This is a genomic window from Kribbella sp. NPDC049227 (assembly GCF_043197265.1).
Taxonomy (GTDB): domain Bacteria; phylum Actinomycetota; class Actinomycetes; order Propionibacteriales; family Kribbellaceae; genus Kribbella.
In genome coordinates this window covers 395,986-412,675 of record NZ_JBICST010000003.1, presented here as the reverse complement: position 1 = coordinate 412,675, position 16,690 = coordinate 395,986, and the positions used below count along the sequence as shown (strand labels likewise).

Genomic DNA, 16,690 nt, shown 5'->3' with positions numbered 1-16,690 from the left:
TTGTCGGTGGGGGCTCTTAGCGTCTTGGACATGACCAGCCCAGTGCGCGCGCCGGAACCGGAACCGCTGATGCCGATCCGTGGCGTCCAGCCGAGTTTCGACGACCTGGGTACGCCGCTGCGCGACATCACGTTCTGCATCGTCGACCTGGAGACCACCGGTGGCGCGCCGGGCGACTCCGGGATCACCGAGATCGGCGCGGTGAAGGTGCGTGGCGGCGAGGTGCTGGGCGAGTTCCAGACGCTGGTGAACCCGGCCGATCCGATCCCGCCGTTCATCGCCGTGCTGACTGGTATCACGAACCTGATGGTTGCCTCGTCACCCCGGATCGATTCGGTGCTGCCGGCGTTCCTCGAGTTCGCCAGGGGCTGCGTGATGGTCGCGCACAACGCGCCGTTCGACATGGGCTTCCTCAAGCACGACAGCCTCGTGCACGGGTACGACTGGCCCGATTTCGCCGTCGTCGACACGGCTCTGCTGGCGCGCCGGGTGATCACCCCCGACGAGGCACCGAACTGCAAGCTCGGCACGCTGGCCAAGCTGTTCCGCGCGACCACGACGCCCAACCACCGCGCGTTGTCGGATGCCCGCGCGACGGTCGACGTACTGCACGGGCTGTTCGAACGCGTCGGCTCGCTGGGCGTGCAGACGCTGGAGGACCTGCAGACGTTCTCGTCCCGTGTCGCGCCGGCCGTGCGAGCCAAGCGGCATCTGTCCGAAACGTTGCCCCACGCACCGGGTGTGTACCTGTTCACCGACGACCGCGGCGAAGTGCTGTACGTCGGGAAGTCGAAGGACCTGCGGAACCGGGTGCGGTCGTACTTCACCGCGTCCGAGACCCGCACCCGGATCGGCGAGATGATCGGCATCGCGACCGGCGTCCGCGGGATCGAGTGCGGTACGTCGCTCGAGGCGGAGATCCGCGAACTGCGGCTGATCGCGGAGCACAAGCCGCGGTACAACCGCAGGTCGAAGTTCCCGGAGCGGCAACACTGGCTGAAGGTCACTGTCGAACCGTTTCCGCGACTGTCGTTGGTGAAACAGGTGCGGGACGACGACGCCGGCTATCTCGGGCCGTTCAGCTCGCGGAAGACGGCGGAGCGGGCGATGGCGGCGCTGCACGAGGCGTTCCCGATCCGGCAGTGCACGGCGCGGATGTCGCGTACGCCACAGCTGTCTCCGTGCGTGCTGGCGGAGATGGGCCGCTGCGTGGCGCCGTGCGACGGGCGGATCTCCGCCGATTCGTACGGCGAATTCGTGACGGCGCTGCGGACCGCGCTCACCGCGGACCCGACGCCGGTGGTCGAGGCTCTCGACCGGCGGATCGACCTGCTGTCGGCGGACGAGCGGTTCGAGGACGCCGCCGTACATCGGGATCGGTTGAGTGCGTTCGTGCGGAGTTCGGCGCGGATGCAGCGGATGGCGTCCGTGACCGGCTGCGCGGAGATCTGCGCGGCCCGGCGTACTGACGACGGCGGCTGGGAGCTGCACGTGATCCGCCGCGGCCGGCTCGCGGCCGCCGGGATCAGCCCGCGGGGCACGGATCCCCGCAAGTACCTCGACATGCTCCGGGCGTCTGCCGAGACGGTGCTTCCGGGGATCGGTCCGGTCGCCTCAGCCTCCCCCGAGGAGATCGACCTCGTGCTCCGCTGGCTGGACCAGCCCGGCATTCGCCTGGTCGAGATGGACGGCACCTGGACCTGCCCGATCTCCGGCGCCGCCCGCCACCTGACCCGACTCGACAACGCCCATTCCGAGCAACACCAGCACCCCACTGAGCGCCGCCGCCGAATGCGCCCAGTGGGGCCCGCGCTCACGCCTCGATGAACTGATAGTCCCTTTCGATCCGCCCGTCGGCATCGACCAGCAACAGATCAATGCCCACGGCAAGGACCTCGTCCCCGTCCGCAGGCGTCATCGCCCACCGCAACTTCACCAGGTTGCTCAGCGCGGCCACGTCGCCGTGCCGCCGGAACACGAACTGCCCAGGCGCCACGAACTCGTCGTACGCCCGCGTCACCCGCCGGTACAGATCGTCGTAGCCACGAACCTCGAGGACCGCGTGGACCCCGATCTCGTTCGCCCGCTTCACGATCTCCTCCGGCGGCTGGAGCAGGTGCACCCCATCCGCCGTCCACAGCTCTTCGACCGTCTTCCGCCGTACCTCCGCGTCCGGTTCGTTCCAGACCGTCACATATCGATCGGCCAGCTCTTCAGCTGAGTTCTTCACGTCGTCCTCCTCCACCGGCGACCCGGTTGCCGCCGTGGCTACGACCTTGCCGAGAACGCCTGCCGGCGAACAATTCCCTGCCAGGTATGACGCGAGAACTGTCGGTGCCCTGCGTTAGACAGAACGCGTGCTGACGACAACCCATCCATCCGAGCTGTCTGCTGACCTTCGCCGCTGGCGGACGCGCCGACGCGTCAGCCAACTGGAGCTCGCCGTACGCGCCGGCACCACCCAACGTCACGTCAGCTTCATCGAGAGCGGCCGCTCGATCCCCGGCCGCGAGATGGTCATCCGGCTCGCCGAGTCGCTTCAACTCCCGTTGCGCGACCGCAACGCGTTGCTGCTCGCCGGCGGGTACGCCCCCGCGTACGACGAGACGCCGTACGACGGAGCGGGCCTCGGGGCGATCCGGACCGCGCTGACCGAGATCCTCGAGGGCCACCGGCCGTACCCGGCTGTCGCCGTCGACCGACGTGGCGACCTGGTGCTCGCGAACCGGACGTTCCACGTCCTCACCGCTGGGATCTCGGATGACTTGCTGACCGCACCGATCAACATTCCACGTCTGCTTCTCCACCCCGATGGCCTCGCTCCTAGGATCCTCAACTTCCCCGAGTGGTCGTGGCATGTCATCGACGCTCTGACGCGCGAGGCCGCGCAGAACCCGGCTCCCGAGTCCGATGCCCTCATCGAGGAGCTCACCGGGCTGATCCCGCCTCGGCCAGACCTCACCCCGGGCCACCTCGGGTTCGCCGTACCGCTGCGCCTGCGATCCGCGCAGGGCGACCTGGGCCTCATCACGACCCTCACCCGCTTCGGGACGGCCCTCGACGTCACCGTGTCCGAGCTGCGCATGGAGGCCTTCCTTCCCGCCGATCCCTCGACCGCCGCTGCCCTCCGGCGTCTGGATCCGGTCTGATCCCGTTGCGTCGTCCGTGCTGGCAGCAGGTCAAGGGGTGGGCCGCACTATGCTTCAGCAGGTTGGGATGTGAGCTCTAGGAGAGGACGTCATGGTCACCGCGATCGTGTTCATCAAGGCCGACGTCGCACGGATCCCGGAGGTCGCCGAGCAGGTGGCGGCGATCGAGGGTGTCAGCGAGGTGTACTCCGTCACCGGCGGGCTCGACCTGATCGCGATGGTCCGGGTCGCCCACCACGACGACCTCGCCACCGTCATCCCGGACCACGTCAACCGGGTCCCCGGTGTCGTCAGTACCGAGACCCACATCGCGTTCCGGGCGTACTCCTCGCACGACCTCGAGGCAGCCTTCAGCCTCGGCCAAGAGGACGGCATCTGACGCAGTAAAACGACCGTTCCATTGACACGCGGCGAAGTTACCGTGACTTCATGAGCAACCCTCCCGCAGGCTGGTACCCGGACCCCACCGGCCAGCCCAACACCATCCGCTGGTGGAACGGGACCCAATGGACCAACAGCACCGAACACGAAGACCTCCCCGACGACCCCGCCGCCGAGACCACCCCGGCACCGGCGGGCGGCGAGACCGCCTCTACACCGGCCGCGGGCGAGACCAGCACGAGTTCGGCGCCAACTGCGGGCGAGCCGGCTGAGCACACGCCGCAAGCCAACCTCGATCCATCGGATCGAACCCGAGCGACCTGGAACCCACAGCTCGTCACCCCCACCTCACCCGACCAGTGGGCACCCCAGGAAGCCAACGTCCAACCCCTCAAGCCGCAGCACCCCAACGCCGAGCACGACGCTACCGGACAGCCACCCGACTGGGCCACTCACCAAGCCAGTCAAACCTGGGGAGTCCAACAAGCAGATGCCGGCGAAGCCCAACGCCTCTGGGGCGTCCAGCAACCCTCGACCTCGGGCGGCACGCAAGACCCCGGCGCCCCCGAGCAGCCTCCGCCCGACTTGTCCGACGCACAGCGGTCGCGCCAGGCAACCGCGAAAGAGACAGCCGCCGAGCGGTGGGGCGAAACCCCACAGATCACCGGCCGCACCTCAACCGACGACACGAACACCAACCCGTCGGTTCAGCAACCCCCAGCTATCGACCCACGGGCCGAGCAGACAACTAGCAACGCCGGCACCGACGCGACCGCCGAGTCACCGACCGAGCACGCGACCGTCGACGACGCCCAGACCAACGCTGATCCGCGCGGCAGCGCACAGCAAGCACCGGACGACGCCCCGACACGCGCCGCACCGACGAACGCCAGCGCCGAACCGGCGGACGCCGGGTCAGCAACCCAGCCAACGATCGACGACGACTCCCAGCAGGCGAACCACAACCCGTGGGTTCGCGAGGCCGACGAGTCCGCCGGCCAGCCGAACGCCGGGTCACGCGGCCAGACGACCAGCGACGATCACTCGACCGGCGCAGGCGAGTCGGACGACCGGACCGGGGTCGGTGCACAGCCAACGACCGCCGAGACTCCGGACGCACGTGCGGGACAGGCCACCGACGAGACCTCGGGCAGTCGTCCGGAGCAGGCAGCCGACGATCCGCAACCCACCAACGTTGTGCCATTGGGCGTAGCGCGGAACGCGACGACGGACCCCGACGACCAGACGGACGCGGAGGACCCACGTCCAAGCGCTGGCCCATCGGCTCACGACGTACATCAGCAACCGGGCGACGGTGATCCGGCGACCGCCGGGCCGTGGAGTGGTGAACAGCAGGCTGGCGGTGGTCAAGACCCCGCCGAGCAGTCTCCGCCCCACCCACCAGCAACGCATCAACCACCCGATCGCCGCCATCAGCCACATCTGCCCCCAACCGGCCCGCTTACCGGAAACAATTCGTCCCTCAGCGGCGATTTCTTTCCGGGAAGCGCGACAGCTGACGCAGCCCGCAGCGGTGAGCAGGCAGCTGGTGGGTCGTGGGGCGGACAGCCGACGGGCGACGCGGCTTGGGAACGCGGAGAGCAGCCAGACGACAACGGCGCGCCGAGCAGCGCTGGGGCGTGGGGACAACAGGCTGGTGACCAGGCGAAGGCCGGGCCGCCGAGTGACGGCGAGGCGACCGGTGGTGACGGCTCGAAGGGTGGAACGCAGGCCGGCGGCCAGGCCGAGGCGTGGGGTGGCGGGCAGACGGGTGGTGGAGCTTGGGGTGGTGGGCAGGCGGGTGGTGGGGCGACCGGGAGTGGTAAGTCGGCGGCGGGTGGTGGGTCGGTGACTGCTGGGCCTTGGGGTCGTACGCCGGCGGGTGATGGGGAGCCGGGGGTTAGTGGCGGGCAGGCTGCTGAGGGCGCGGGTTGGGGGCGGCGGGAGCAGGAGGGTGCTGACGCTGGGGTGGCTGGTGGCCGGGCATGGAGTGGAGGCGGGCAGGCGGGCGGTTATGCCTGGGGTGGGCAGCAGGGTAGGGCGGGCAGTGACGGCTGGGGTGGGCAGCAAGGTGGGGCTGGCGGATGGGGCCGTCAGCAACAGGCGGATGGAGCTGATGGGTGGGGTCAGCGGCAGGGTGGGGCTGACGGATCGGGTGGTGGGCAGCAGGGTGGGGCTGGTGGGTGGAGTGAGGGGCAGAGTTGGCGGGTTCGGGCTGGGGGTGGAGCTCGTGGGGGGAAGGGGAAGTCTGGTGGGCCTGGGGGCAAGGTCTGGTTGATGGTGGGCGGGGCTGTCGCGTGCGTGATGTTGGTGATCGCTGGGTTCTTCGTGATCACGTCGGGGGACGACGAGAAGGCGGGGCCGGAGAACCAGCCGACCGGTCAGCCGACGGGTGAGCCGAGTGCGAGTCAGCCGACGGGTCAGCCGACTGCCTCGGGGACTACCACGCCGGGGCAGTCGAAGAATCCGAAGTTGCACGAGGGTGAGCGGATCTCGTCGGACGCGATCTCGTTCCCGCGCCGGAGTTCGCCGTGGTCCGACCGGAAGCGGCTCGTCGCGCAACTGCAGAACTCCAGCGGCCAGTACATGCTCCTGCAGGAGAACTTCGACGGCCAGAACGACTGGTACGCCGACATCTTCGTCGGCGCGCTGGGTACCGCCTCGGGCTTCAACGGCGACCCGAAGGCGACCGCGGCGTGGCTGTCGCGCGAGGTGCAGACGTCGATGTACGGCGACGTACCGGTCACGTTCAAGAGCGCCGGGAGCGGGGCGGTGACGCGGTCCGGCAAGTCGGGGTGGTTCATCCAGCAGACAGTGACCGCGAAGTCGACGCAGTTGACCGCCCGAATGCTTACGCTAACGGTGGCCGTCTTCGACCTCGGTGACGGTACCGCTGTCGCGTACATCAGCGACATACCGATCAACCGGCCGGATCTGAGGACCGCCGAGAGCCAGGCCTACAAGGGAATCAACGTTGGCTGAGAACGAAGACCAGACCCCACAACCGCCCCAGCGCCCTCCGGCGCGGCACAGCGCACCACCGCAACCGCCCGCCGAGTACAACAGGCCGGACGGCGACCCTCGCGATCCCTCGTCAGGAGATCCGCTCGGGCCGTACGACGCGGGTGGGTCGCTCGGGCAGTCCGGGGCGGGTCAGTCATTTGGGCAGTCTGGTGCGGGTGACTCGTTGTCCGGTACGTCGCCCGCGCCGCCGGCACCGGATGCGTGGTTCACGTCCGCGCCGCCGTCGGCCGCGGACCGGCGTCACTCGGTTCCGGACCCGCTGGATCATGAGCCGCTGAGTGGGTCGTCCGGTGGGCTGGGTGGGTCGTCTGATCCGTTGTTCGGTCAGTCCCCCGCTCCGGCGCCGCCACCTCCTCCCCCGCCGCCACGTTCGTCCAGTACGTCGCACGGACAGCCGTACGGCCAGCCGCATCAGCCCAGTCCGCAGTACGGCGGACAGCCGCAGCAGTACGGCGGGCAGCCGCAGAGCCAGCCGAACAGCGGACAGCCCGGAGCCGGGCAGCCGACTCAGCAGGGTGCTAACCAGCAGCCGGGCTATCAACAGTCCCAGCCGCCGGGCCGACCGCAGCACGCTGCTCAGCCCCCGGCCTCACCTCAGCAAGGTCAGCAGCCGTACGGCAGCCAGCCGCAACGGCCGGTATCCGCAGCACAGCCGGGGCCGGCCCAGCAGTCGGGACCGGCGCCGCATCCGGGTCAACCACCATACGGGCAGCACTCCGGGCAGCCTCCGGTGCAGCCGCCGCAGGCGCAGCGTCCAGGGCAGCAGGCGTACGGGCAGCAGCCACAGGCACAGCAGTCGGGGCAGTCGCCGCAGCCGCAGCGCCCAGGGCAGCACGGGTACGGGCAGCCGTCGGGGCAGCAGCCGCAGGCCGCGGCCGCGCAGGATCCCGGGCGTTCGGGACCGGGCCAGCACGCCGGCCAGGCGTCCCACGGACAGCAGCCCGGGCAGGCACCGTACGGACAGCACCCCGGCCAGGCGTACGGACAGCAGTCCGGACAGGCGTATGGGCAGCAGTCTGGACAGCCGCCGTACGGGCAGCCGGGGTCGGGCCAGCACGCGGGACAGCCGTCGCACGGCCAACAGCACGGACAGCAGCACGGGCAATCGTCGTACGGGCAGCACGTGGGACAGGCGCCGTACGGGCAGGGTGGGGACGAGGAGTATGGGATCACGAGTCCCCGGCGCCGGCGAAGTAGTGGTGGCGCGGCGTCGCTGGACACCGCTGCCAGGGCTCGGTTGATCGGGGCTCTGGTGCTGGTGGTCGCCGCCCTGGCGACGACCGGGCTCAGCGTCGGCTGGATCTGGACCAAGGCAGACGCAGTCACCCCAGTCGCCTTGCCGACAGGGATCTCGAAGCCGTTGCAAACGGTGTCCCCGTCCGTGAAGCCGTCGGAGACGCCACCACCGATCGGCAAGGTGCTGGGTACCGAACTGGTTGCCGCCAACAACGACACGATGCCGATCATGAGCGCGGCCTGGCAGAATCAGGACGCGCAGCGGTCCGGTGTGTACGGCGGCGCCGCGATCTTCTTCGTCGTCCACAAGGACTACACCGGTCAGAAGGGCGTCGACTGGGGCAACTATGTCTCGTTCGGCCAGCTCGCCCCGGACATCAAGTTCAGTACGACGCCGGCCGGCCTGAAGGAGGCGGCGGTCCAGGCGGGTACGCGGGCGATCGTCGGCCTGTACTCGAAGGACGCGAAGCTGTCCGGCACCACGCACAAGGCGATCACGATCAACGGCCACAAGGGGCACGAGATCACCACCAAGGTGGCGGTCAGTGTGCCCAAGCTGAAGGAGACGTTCTCCACGATCATGATCGTCGTGGTCGACCGCGGCGATGGGACCGCGATGGTGTCGATCGCCGACATCGCCGGCAGCACTCCGGCCTGGCAGCAGATCTGGCGCAACAAGGTCAAGCAGATCAAGATCAACGGCTAGCCGGAAGACGGCGCTGGACAAGCAGAAAGGCCGGCCGGGGAACTCCCCCGGCCGGCCTGAGCCAGATCAGTCAGCGCACCTCGGCACAGACCGCGATCCACCGATCCAGAGTCTCCTTCGCCGCACCCGAGTCGATCGCCTCTGCGGCCCGATCCATCCCGGCCCGGATCCGCGCGGTGATCGAACCCTCGGTCGGCTCGTACGCCGCCAGTGCGGCACCCGCGTTCAGCAGTACGACGTCCCGCACAGCACCCGGCTCACCCTCGAGCAGCGCCCGTACAACCTTCGCGTTGAACGCAGCATCCGCGCCTCGCAGCGCCTCCGCGGTCACCGGCTCGATCCCCAGCTCCCGCGGGTCGACCGTGAACGGCCCTTCGACCGTTCCTCCACCAACGATCCACACCTGCGACGTGGTCCGGGTGGTCAACTCGTCCAGCCCGTCATCACCGTGGAACACCAACGCGTCGATCCCCCGCCGCGCAAGCACCCCGGCCATCAGCCCGGCGATCCGCGCGTCCCCGACGCCGACAGCCTGCGCGGACGGATCACCCGGGTTCGCCAGCGGGCCGAGGAAGTTGAACGTCGTCGGTACGCCGAGCTCCCGCCGGGGTACGGCGGCATGCCGCAGCGCCGGGTGGAACGCAGGCGCGAAGCAGAACGTGATCCCAGCCCGCTCCCCCACCTCCGCCACCTGCGCCGCGGTGAGGTCGAGCGGGATCCCGAGCTCTTCGAGTACGTCGGCCGCACCGCAAGCCGATGAGGCCGCACGGTTGCCGTGCTTGACCACCTTCGCGCCGGCACCCGCGGCAACGATCGCCGACATCGTGCTGATGTTCACGGTGTGGGCTTGGTCACCACCGGTACCGACCACGTCCAGGGTCCGGCCCGGGACCGAGACCCGGGTGGCGAAGTCGCGCATCGTCGCGACCAGGCCCTCCACCTCGGTCACCGTCTCACCCTTGGACCGCAGCGCGATCACGAACCCCGCGAGCTGGGCCGGCGATGCCGCGCCGGACAGGATCTGCTCCATCGCCCACGCGGTGGCGGACGCCTCCAGGTCCTCGCGCCGCAGCAGCGGATTGAGCACCTGGGGCCAGGTGTAGGCAGGCATGGTGCGTCAGGCGGTGGTGGCGGGGAGAGTGGCCAGCCGCTGCCGGAGCAGGTCCGCGGTGACCTCCGCCATCCGCACCGGGTCGATCGGGTGCGAGACCGCTCCCTCGGCCCGCGACCAGGTCGCCAGCCACGCGTCCTGCGGACGGCCGGTGATGACGAGGATCGGCGGGCACTGGAAGATCTCGTCCTTCAGCTGCCGGGCGATGCCCATGCCGCCGGCCGGAACCGCTTCGCCGTCCAGGATGGCCAGGTCGACCCCGCCCTTGTCCATGAACTTGATCACGGCCGGCTCGGTCGCACACTCGACGTACTCGAGCTCGGGCAGATCAGCGGCGGGCCGCTTGCCCAACGCCAGCCGGACGGACTCCCGCGTCGTGCGGTCGTCGCTGTAGACCAGCACCTTCAGCGGACGCTCTGAACTCATCGATCCATCCCAAGCTGTGTTCTAAGAAGACTGGACACGGCGAATGCTACCGGGGTGCCTGTCCGGCCCGGCGAGCCTGTTCCTCCAACCGGTCCAGCCGGCGGTCCTCGCGGCGGGCTTCGCGCTGCGACTCACGCACCCATTGGACGAACAGCACGGCGAAGAACACCACCCCGACGATGTCGCCGGACCCCCACAGCAGGCCGCCGGCGATGTACTGGTCGTGCAGCGGTGACGGCGGCCAGGACCGGCCGAAGCTGGTGTACCAGTCCTCGGCGATCAGCTTGTTCGCGGACATGATCGTGATGCCGAGGAAGGCGTGGAACGGCAGCGTGAGGAAGACCAGCATCAACCGGAACGGGTAGATCACCCGGCCGGGCACCGGGTCGAGGCCGAGCAGCGGCCAGAAGAACAGCGAACCGACCAGGATGAAGTGCAGATGCAACAAGTCGTGCAACGGGGCCGACCGCAAGGTGGCGTCGTACCAGCCACTGAAGTACAGCGCCCACGGGCTCAGCACGAACAGGGTGAAGCCGATCAGCGGGAAGCAGAGCACCTTCGCGAACCGCGAGTGCAACACGGAGAGCAACCATTTCCGCGGTCGCTGCGGCAGGGTCCGCAGGGCCAGCGTGATCGGCGCACCGAGCGCGAGCATCAGCGGCGTCAGCATCGACAGGACCATGTGCTGGGCCATGTGCACGCTGAGCAGCACCGTGTCATAGGTGCCGAGCGCCGACTGGGTGGCGATCACGGCACTTCCCAGCCCCAGTCCGACGAAGGCGAAAGTGCGCCATCGGGACCACTTGTCACCCCGTTTGTGCAGCCGGTGGACGCCGTACAGATAGAGCGCGCCAAGGGCAATGATCACGCCGAGTAACACCGGCTCGAAGGTCCAGCCCGTCAGCAATCGGAGCGCGGTGAACGGCTCGATCTGGTCGCCGGGCCCGGCGTGGAGAGGAAGCACGCTTCCACAGTAAGAACAACGAGTTGACGACATGCATGGGGGTGGTCGTGGCGGTCGATACCTGGAACGACATAATGACCGCGTGGCCACTGCAACCGCGCTCCCAGCGTCTCGTGAACACGGACACCACGACCGTCCCAGCATGGTCAGTGTCGGCACGATCGTCTGGCTCTCGAGCGAGCTGATGTTCTTCGCCGCCTTGTTCGCGGCCTACTTCACCATCCGGTCAGTCACGACCGCTGCCGCCGCTCCGGGTACGGAGACGCTGTGGCAGACGTCCACCGAGCTGCTGAACGTCCCGTTCGCCTCGGTGAACACGTTCGTCCTGGTCGCGTCGTCGTTCACCTGCCAGGCGGGTGTGTTCGCCGCCGAGCACGGCAAGGTGGGCCGGTCCGGCGCACTCGCGAACATCCGGTCCTGGGGTATGCGTGAGTGGTTCATCCTCACGTACCTGATGGGCGCGGTCTTCATCGCCGGCCAGGTGACCGAGTACGCGAAGCTGGTCCACGAGGGCATGACGATCTCGTCGTCGCCGTACGGATCGGTCTTCTACCTGGCCACCGGGTTCCACGGTCTGCACGTGACCGGCGGCCTCATCGCCTTCGTGTTCGTCCTCGCCAGGACGTACATGGCTCGAAAGTTCACCCACGAACAGGCCGTCTCGGCGATCGTCGTGTCGTACTACTGGCACTTCGTCGACGTGGTCTGGATCGCCCTGTTCGCGACCATCTACCTGCTCAAATGAGTGAGAAGAGACCTTCCTTGTCACCGGCGCGCTTTCTCTCCGCGCGACGACGGCACCGGTCCGCCGGCCTCGTCGTGCTTCTTTTCGGCCTCCTGGCAGTGGGCTCGGCGTACGCCGCGTTCGCCCCTGACGACGCGGTGGCGGACAACTCGGCCCAGTCCCAGCAGATCGAAGAGGGCAAGAAGCTCTTCGCGGTCGGCTGTGCCAGCTGCCACGGCCTGAACGCCGAGGGTGGCGAGAACGGCGAGGGCAAGATGGCCGGCCCGTCGCTGATCGGGGTCGGCGCGGCCGCCGTCGACTTCCAGGTCGGCACCGGCCGGATGCCCGCCATGCAGCCTGGTGCCCAGGTGCCGCGCAAGACGCCGGCGTACACGCAGGAGGAGATCGAGGCCCTGGCCGCGTACGTCGCCTCGCTCGCCCCCGGCCCGGCGGTTCCGGCCCAGGAGTCGTACGACATCAGCAAGGCCACCGACGAGCAGATCACCCGCGGTGGCGAACTGTTCCGGACCAACTGCACGGCGTGCCACAACTTCGCCGGCCGCGGTGGCGCACTGCCGAACGGCAAGTACGCGCCGTCGCTGATGAACGTCGACCCCAAGCACATCTACGAGGCGATGCTCACCGGTCCGCAGCAGATGCCGGTCTTCTCCGACCAGGTGCTGCAGCCGGAGGACAAGCGCGACATCATCGCCTACCTGCACGCGCTGCAGGAGCAGAAGGACCCGGGCGGCTTCGGTCTTGGCCGGCTCGGCCCGGTCTCTGAGGGTCTGTGGGGCTGGCTGGTCGGTATCGGCCTGCTGGTCTGTGTAGCGGTGTGGATCGGCGCCAAGGGCGTCAAGGCCAAGGGAGCGAAGGCCGAATGAGTGACGAGAAGGACAACCTGCCGGCCACGACGGACGGCGACGAGCACGGCGGTCAGGTGCAGGTGGCGGAGCCGATCCCCGACCCGGGAATCGAGCCGCACGAGTACCGGATCACCGACATCGACCCGAAGGCGGCCGACCGGGTCGAGCGTCAGGTCTCGGCGATGTTCACCCTGGCCGGTCTGCTCGCCCTCGGGTCGTGCGTGGCGTACTTCGCCATCCCGCGCGACGCCAACCTCGTGTTCGGGCCGCTGTCCGGCAACGCCAACAACATGGTCATCGGCCTGTGCATCGGCCTGGCCCTGTTCCTGCTCGGCGCCGGCGCGATCCAGTGGGCCAAGAAGCTGATGGTGGACGAGGAGATCGCCGAGGACCGGCACCCGGCGCACTCCTCGCCGGAGCAGATCGCCGACATCTCCGACGCGTTCCAGCAGGGTGTGGCGGAGTCGGGCTTCACCCGGCGCAAGCTGATCCGCCGTGGGCTGTTGACCGGACTGGGCCTGCTCGGCCTGCCGGCGATCGTCTTGCTGCGTGACCTCGGTCCGCTGCCGGGGCGTGCGCTCTACCACACGATCTGGGCGAAGGGCATCCGCGTCGTCAACGACGTCACCGACCGCCCGATCAAGCCGTCCGACATGATCGTCGGCCAGCTGGTCAACGCCGCACCGGCGAACCTGGCCGCGCTGCAGGAGGAGAGCCCGGTCGAGTACCAGAACTCCAAGGCGAAGTCCGCGGTGATCGTGGTCCGGATCAAGCCCAGCGAGATCCAGACGCCTCCCGGCCGGGAGAACTGGGGTGTCGACGGCATCCTGTGCTACTCGAAGATCTGCACCCACGTCGGTTGCCCGATCTCCCTGTACGAGCAGACCACCCACCACGTGCTCTGCCCGTGCCACCAGTCGACCTTCGACCTGGCCGACGGCGCCAAGGTCATCTTCGGACCTGCGGCCCGCCCGCTGCCTCAGCTACCGTTGGCAGTGGACGCAGAGGGCTACCTGGTCGCGCAGAGCGACTTCACCGAGCCGGTCGGCCCGAGCTTCTTCGAACGAGGGTGACAGCAATGTCAAAGACAGAGTTCCCGCCACCGGTCAAATATCTCGACGATCGCCTCGGGATCGCGAAGATCGGCCGGAAGAACCTGCGCAAGGTCTTCCCGGACCACTGGTCCTTCATGCTCGGCGAGATCGCGCTGTACAGCTTCATCATCCTGATCCTCACCGGCATCTTCCTGACCTTCTGGTTCAAGCCGTCGATGGGCGAGGTCGAGTATCAGGGCTCGTACAGCCTGCTCAAGGGCCTGCACATGTCCGAGGCCTACGCCTCGACGCTGGACATCACCTTCGACGTCCGCGGCGGTCTGCTGATGCGGCAGATCCACCACTGGGCCGCGGTCCTGTTCATCGCCGCGATGATGGTGCACCTGCTGCGCATCTTCTTCACCGGCGCGTTCCGCAAGCCGCGTGAGCTGAACTGGGTGATCGGCTTCACCATGCTGTTCCTCGGCATCATCGAGGGCTTCATCGGCTACGGCCTCCCCGACGACCTGCTGTCCGGCACCGGTCTACGCATCACCCAGGGGATGATCGGGGCGTCCCCGGTCATCGGGACGTACCTGAACTTCTTCATCTTCGGCGGCGAGTTCCCGGGTGACGAATTCGTCTCCCGTTTCTTCACCATCCACGTGCTGCTGATCCCGGGGTTGATCCTTGCCCTGGTCACGGCCCACCTGTTCCTGGTCGTGTACCACAAGCACACGCAGTACGCCGGTCCCGGCCGGACCGAGAAGAACGTGGTCGGTTACCCGCTGTTCCCGGTGTACACCGCCAAGGCCGGCGGCTTCTTCTTCGTCGTCTTCGGCATCACCGCGCTGATGGGTGCACTGCTCCAGATCAACCCGGTCTGGTTGTACGGCCCGTACAACCCGGCGGAGGTGACGGCGGGATCCCAGCCGGACTGGTACATGGGCTGGCTGGAAGGCTCGGTCCGCATCATGCCCGGATTCGAGTCGCACTTCTGGGGCATCACACTCAGCTGGAACCTGATCATCCCGGCCCTGCTGATACCTCCTGCCTTCGTCACCCTGGTCGCGCTCTATCCGTTCATCGAGGGCTGGATCACCGGTGACAAGCGCGAACACCACCTGCTGGACCGGCCGCGGAACATGCCGACCCGGACCGGTATCGGCGCCGCGTTCATCACCTTCTACGCGCTGCTGTGGATCGGTGGCGGCAACGACCTGATCGCCACCCACTTCGGATTGTCGCTGAACAACGTGACCTGGTTCCTCCGGTTCGCGGTGTTCCTCGGCCCGGTGCTCGCCTTCTGGGTGACCCGGCGGGTCGCGATCTCGCTGCAGCGCGCGGACAACGACCGGCTGATGCACGGTCTGGAGACCGGTGTGATCGTCCGCTCCCCCGAGGGCAAGTACACGGAGAAGCACGAGCCGATCTCGAACTACGAGGCGTACAGCCTCACGGCGCACGACCGGATGGTGCCGCTCGACATCGGTCCGGAGACCGACGACAACGGGGTCCGCGCCCCGCGCCGGGCCCTGAACAAGCTCCGTGCCCGCCTGTCGCGCTTCTACTACGCCGACGCGATCCAGAAGCCGACGACGCACGAGTTGGAGGCGGCTCACGAGCACGCTCACGACGCGGACGAGATCCACGACCTCAGCAGCGAGACCGAGACGTACCGCGAAGTCACCAGCGACCGCTCCTGATCGCAGCACCACCCGAAAGGCCCCGGCATCTCGCCGGGGCCTTTCGGTTTATTCGAGGGCGTCGGCGACCGTGGTCAGGTAGTCGGTGACGGCCGACCTGTCGCGCTGGTCCAGCTGTTCGGTGATGCCGATCAGGCGCTCGAGGAGCGGCCCGAAGAACCGCCAGCCGAGGTCGACAGCTGTCTCGGACACCTGCAGGCGAGCGCTGCGGCCGTCCGAGCGGCTTCTGAGGCGCTCGACGTGCCCGGCGGCCTCCAGGCGGTGGATAACCGCCGTCGTCGCCTGAGAGGTCATTCCGAGCTGCTGCGCGAGCCATCCCGGCGTCGCCTCCACTCCGGCCCGCTCGGCGTCCAGGAGCCGCGTGAGCGCCCGTACGTCGGTCGCGTGCAAACCGGTCGCGCGGGCGAACTCCCCCACTGCCAGCTCGAGCCGCAGTGCGACCTCCCGCAGCCGGTGCACCAGCTCCAGCGCCGCTGCCCGCTCGGGGTCGGCCGGCGTCACTCCTTCACGCATGACCGACAACTTACCTCACTCAGTGAGCTATTCTCGCGTCATGACCTTCCAGGACGCGTACGACACTCTCCTCCGCCGCTGGGGTGTCCCGGTGGAACAGCTCGACCTCGCCGGCACCCACGTGAACGCGTGCGGCCCGTCCGACGCCCCTCCCCTGGTCCTGCTCGCCGGCCACGGCGCCACGTCAGCGGTGTGGTTCACCGTCGCACCCCGGCTTGCGGAGCAGTACCGCGTCTATGCTCTCGACCTCCCCGGCGACGCAGGCCGCAGTACGGCGACCCCACCGCGCACGGTGGAGGACCTGATGGCCTGGCTGACCGGCGTACTGGATGCGTTGGAGATCCGGCAGGCTGCGCTGTGCGGGCACTCCTACGGCACCCGGATCGCACTCACGTACGCCCTCCGGGACCCGGCGCGGGTCAACAGGCTCGCACTGATCGACCCCACCGACTGCTTCACCGGCCTCAAGCCGAGGTACGTCGCCAGAGCCCTCCCGTCGCTCCTGAGGCCCAGTCCCGCCCGCACTGAGTCGTTCCTGCGCTGGGAGACGCAAGGCCTGCCCGTCGACCCGGACTGGTTGCACCTGGCCGGCCTGGCCGCCGTCGAGCCCACCACTCGACCGGTCCTGCCGCGCAGGCCCGACGTCCAGCAACTCCAGACCGAGACCCTGGTCGTCGTCGCGGACCGCAGCAAGGCCCACAACCCCGACCAGGTCGCCCGACGGGCCAGTGCCGCCGGTGCGACCGTCGTACGGATCAAGTCCGCCACCCACCACTCACTGCCAGTCCTGCACGCCGACGAGGTGGTCACCGCCCTCGACAGTCAGCACGACCGCCGGCAGCGCTGAACA

17 protein-coding genes are annotated in these 16,690 nt (G+C 68.6%); 10 read left to right on the top strand and 7 right to left on the bottom strand.

Annotated elements, in window-relative coordinates:
• Positions 1-30 precede the first annotated feature (30 nt).
• Entirely contained in the window at positions 31-1,827 is a 1,797-nt protein-coding gene (locus ACGFH6_RS14260) for a DEDD exonuclease domain-containing protein (protein ID WP_393383674.1), read from the top strand.
• On the opposite strand, the gene ACGFH6_RS14255 is transcribed toward ACGFH6_RS14260, so the two are convergent.
• Positions 1,814-2,230: a hypothetical protein gene (locus tag ACGFH6_RS14255; RefSeq protein ID WP_393383673.1), complete on the bottom strand. Its 417-nt coding sequence runs from the start codon at positions 2,228-2,230 to the stop codon at positions 1,814-1,816. The two genes, ACGFH6_RS14260 and ACGFH6_RS14255, sit on opposite strands and share 14 nt — an antisense overlap.
• A 127-nt stretch (positions 2,231-2,357) precedes the next feature.
• On the opposite strand from ACGFH6_RS14255, the gene ACGFH6_RS14250 reads away from it, so the two are divergent.
• A complete protein-coding gene (locus ACGFH6_RS14250; RefSeq protein WP_393383671.1) occupies positions 2,358-3,149 on the top strand; it encodes a helix-turn-helix domain-containing protein in 792 nt (263 codons plus the stop codon).
• Between the two features lie 91 nt (positions 3,150-3,240).
• A complete protein-coding gene (locus tag ACGFH6_RS14245) occupies positions 3,241-3,528 on the top strand; it encodes an Lrp/AsnC family transcriptional regulator (protein ID WP_131351149.1) in 288 nt (95 codons plus the stop codon).
• A gap of 1,016 nt (positions 3,529-4,544) precedes the next feature.
• Here the strand turns inward: ACGFH6_RS14245 and ACGFH6_RS14240 are convergent.
• A complete protein-coding gene (locus tag ACGFH6_RS14240) occupies positions 4,545-4,964 on the bottom strand; it encodes a hypothetical protein (protein ID WP_393383668.1) in 420 nt (139 codons plus the stop codon).
• 843 nt (positions 4,965-5,807) lie between these two features.
• On the opposite strand from ACGFH6_RS14240, the gene ACGFH6_RS14235 reads away from it, so the two are divergent.
• Positions 5,808-6,512, top strand: a complete 705-nt coding sequence (locus ACGFH6_RS14235; RefSeq protein ID WP_393383666.1) for a PT domain-containing protein — start codon at positions 5,808-5,810, stop codon at positions 6,510-6,512.
• 631 nt (positions 6,513-7,143) lie between these two features.
• Here the strand turns inward: ACGFH6_RS14235 and ACGFH6_RS14230 are convergent.
• Positions 7,144-7,653: a hypothetical protein gene (locus ACGFH6_RS14230; RefSeq protein WP_393383664.1), complete on the bottom strand. Its 510-nt coding sequence runs from the start codon at positions 7,651-7,653 to the stop codon at positions 7,144-7,146.
• 24 nt (positions 7,654-7,677) lie between these two features.
• Between ACGFH6_RS14230 and ACGFH6_RS14225 the strand changes: the two genes are divergently transcribed.
• Positions 7,678-8,496, top strand: coding sequence for a hypothetical protein (locus ACGFH6_RS14225; RefSeq protein ID WP_393383662.1), 819 nt, complete (start codon positions 7,678-7,680; stop codon positions 8,494-8,496).
• Positions 8,497-8,566: 70 nt separating this feature from the next.
• On the opposite strand, the gene trpD is transcribed toward ACGFH6_RS14225, so the two are convergent.
• The 3 genes from trpD to ACGFH6_RS14210 are packed head-to-tail and all read right to left on the bottom strand — an operon-like array spanning position 8,567 to position 10,997.
• Positions 8,567-9,607 carry an anthranilate phosphoribosyltransferase gene (gene trpD, locus ACGFH6_RS14220; RefSeq protein ID WP_393383660.1) on the bottom strand — a complete coding sequence of 347 codons (1,041 nt, stop codon included), beginning with the start codon at positions 9,605-9,607 and terminating at the stop codon, positions 8,567-8,569.
• Between the two features lie 6 nt (positions 9,608-9,613).
• Positions 9,614-10,033: a hypothetical protein gene (locus ACGFH6_RS14215; protein WP_393383658.1), complete on the bottom strand. Its 420-nt coding sequence runs from the start codon at positions 10,031-10,033 to the stop codon at positions 9,614-9,616.
• Positions 10,034-10,079: 46 nt separating this feature from the next.
• Complete coding sequence (locus ACGFH6_RS14210) at positions 10,080-10,997, bottom strand: cytochrome c oxidase assembly protein (protein WP_393383656.1); 918 nt, start codon at positions 10,995-10,997, stop codon at positions 10,080-10,082.
• 82 nt (positions 10,998-11,079) lie between these two features.
• Here ACGFH6_RS14210 and ACGFH6_RS14205 point away from each other — a divergent pair, with 82 nt between their 5' ends.
• The 4 genes from ACGFH6_RS14205 to ACGFH6_RS14190 are packed head-to-tail and all read left to right on the top strand — an operon-like array spanning position 11,080 to position 15,327.
• Complete coding sequence (locus tag ACGFH6_RS14205) at positions 11,080-11,742, top strand: heme-copper oxidase subunit III (protein WP_393383654.1); 663 nt, start codon at positions 11,080-11,082, stop codon at positions 11,740-11,742.
• Complete coding sequence (locus ACGFH6_RS14200) at positions 11,739-12,605, top strand: c-type cytochrome (RefSeq protein WP_393383652.1); 867 nt, start codon at positions 11,739-11,741, stop codon at positions 12,603-12,605. Before ACGFH6_RS14205 ends, ACGFH6_RS14200 begins: the two co-directional genes overlap by 4 nt.
• Entirely contained in the window at positions 12,602-13,660 is a 1,059-nt protein-coding gene (locus ACGFH6_RS14195) for a Rieske 2Fe-2S domain-containing protein (RefSeq protein WP_393383650.1), read from the top strand. Before ACGFH6_RS14200 ends, ACGFH6_RS14195 begins: the two co-directional genes overlap by 4 nt.
• A 5-nt stretch (positions 13,661-13,665) precedes the next feature.
• Positions 13,666-15,327 carry a cytochrome bc complex cytochrome b subunit gene (locus tag ACGFH6_RS14190; protein WP_393383648.1) on the top strand — a complete coding sequence of 554 codons (1,662 nt, stop codon included), beginning with the start codon at positions 13,666-13,668 and terminating at the stop codon, positions 15,325-15,327.
• Between the two features lie 48 nt (positions 15,328-15,375).
• Here the strand turns inward: ACGFH6_RS14190 and ACGFH6_RS14185 are convergent, their stop codons facing one another.
• Positions 15,376-15,840: a MarR family winged helix-turn-helix transcriptional regulator gene (locus ACGFH6_RS14185; protein WP_393383646.1), complete on the bottom strand. Its 465-nt coding sequence runs from the start codon at positions 15,838-15,840 to the stop codon at positions 15,376-15,378.
• 40 nt (positions 15,841-15,880) lie between these two features.
• Here ACGFH6_RS14185 and ACGFH6_RS14180 point away from each other — a divergent pair, with 40 nt between their 5' ends.
• Positions 15,881-16,687, top strand: a complete 807-nt coding sequence (locus tag ACGFH6_RS14180) for an alpha/beta fold hydrolase (RefSeq protein WP_393383644.1) — start codon at positions 15,881-15,883, stop codon at positions 16,685-16,687.
• Positions 16,688-16,690 lie beyond the last annotated feature (3 nt).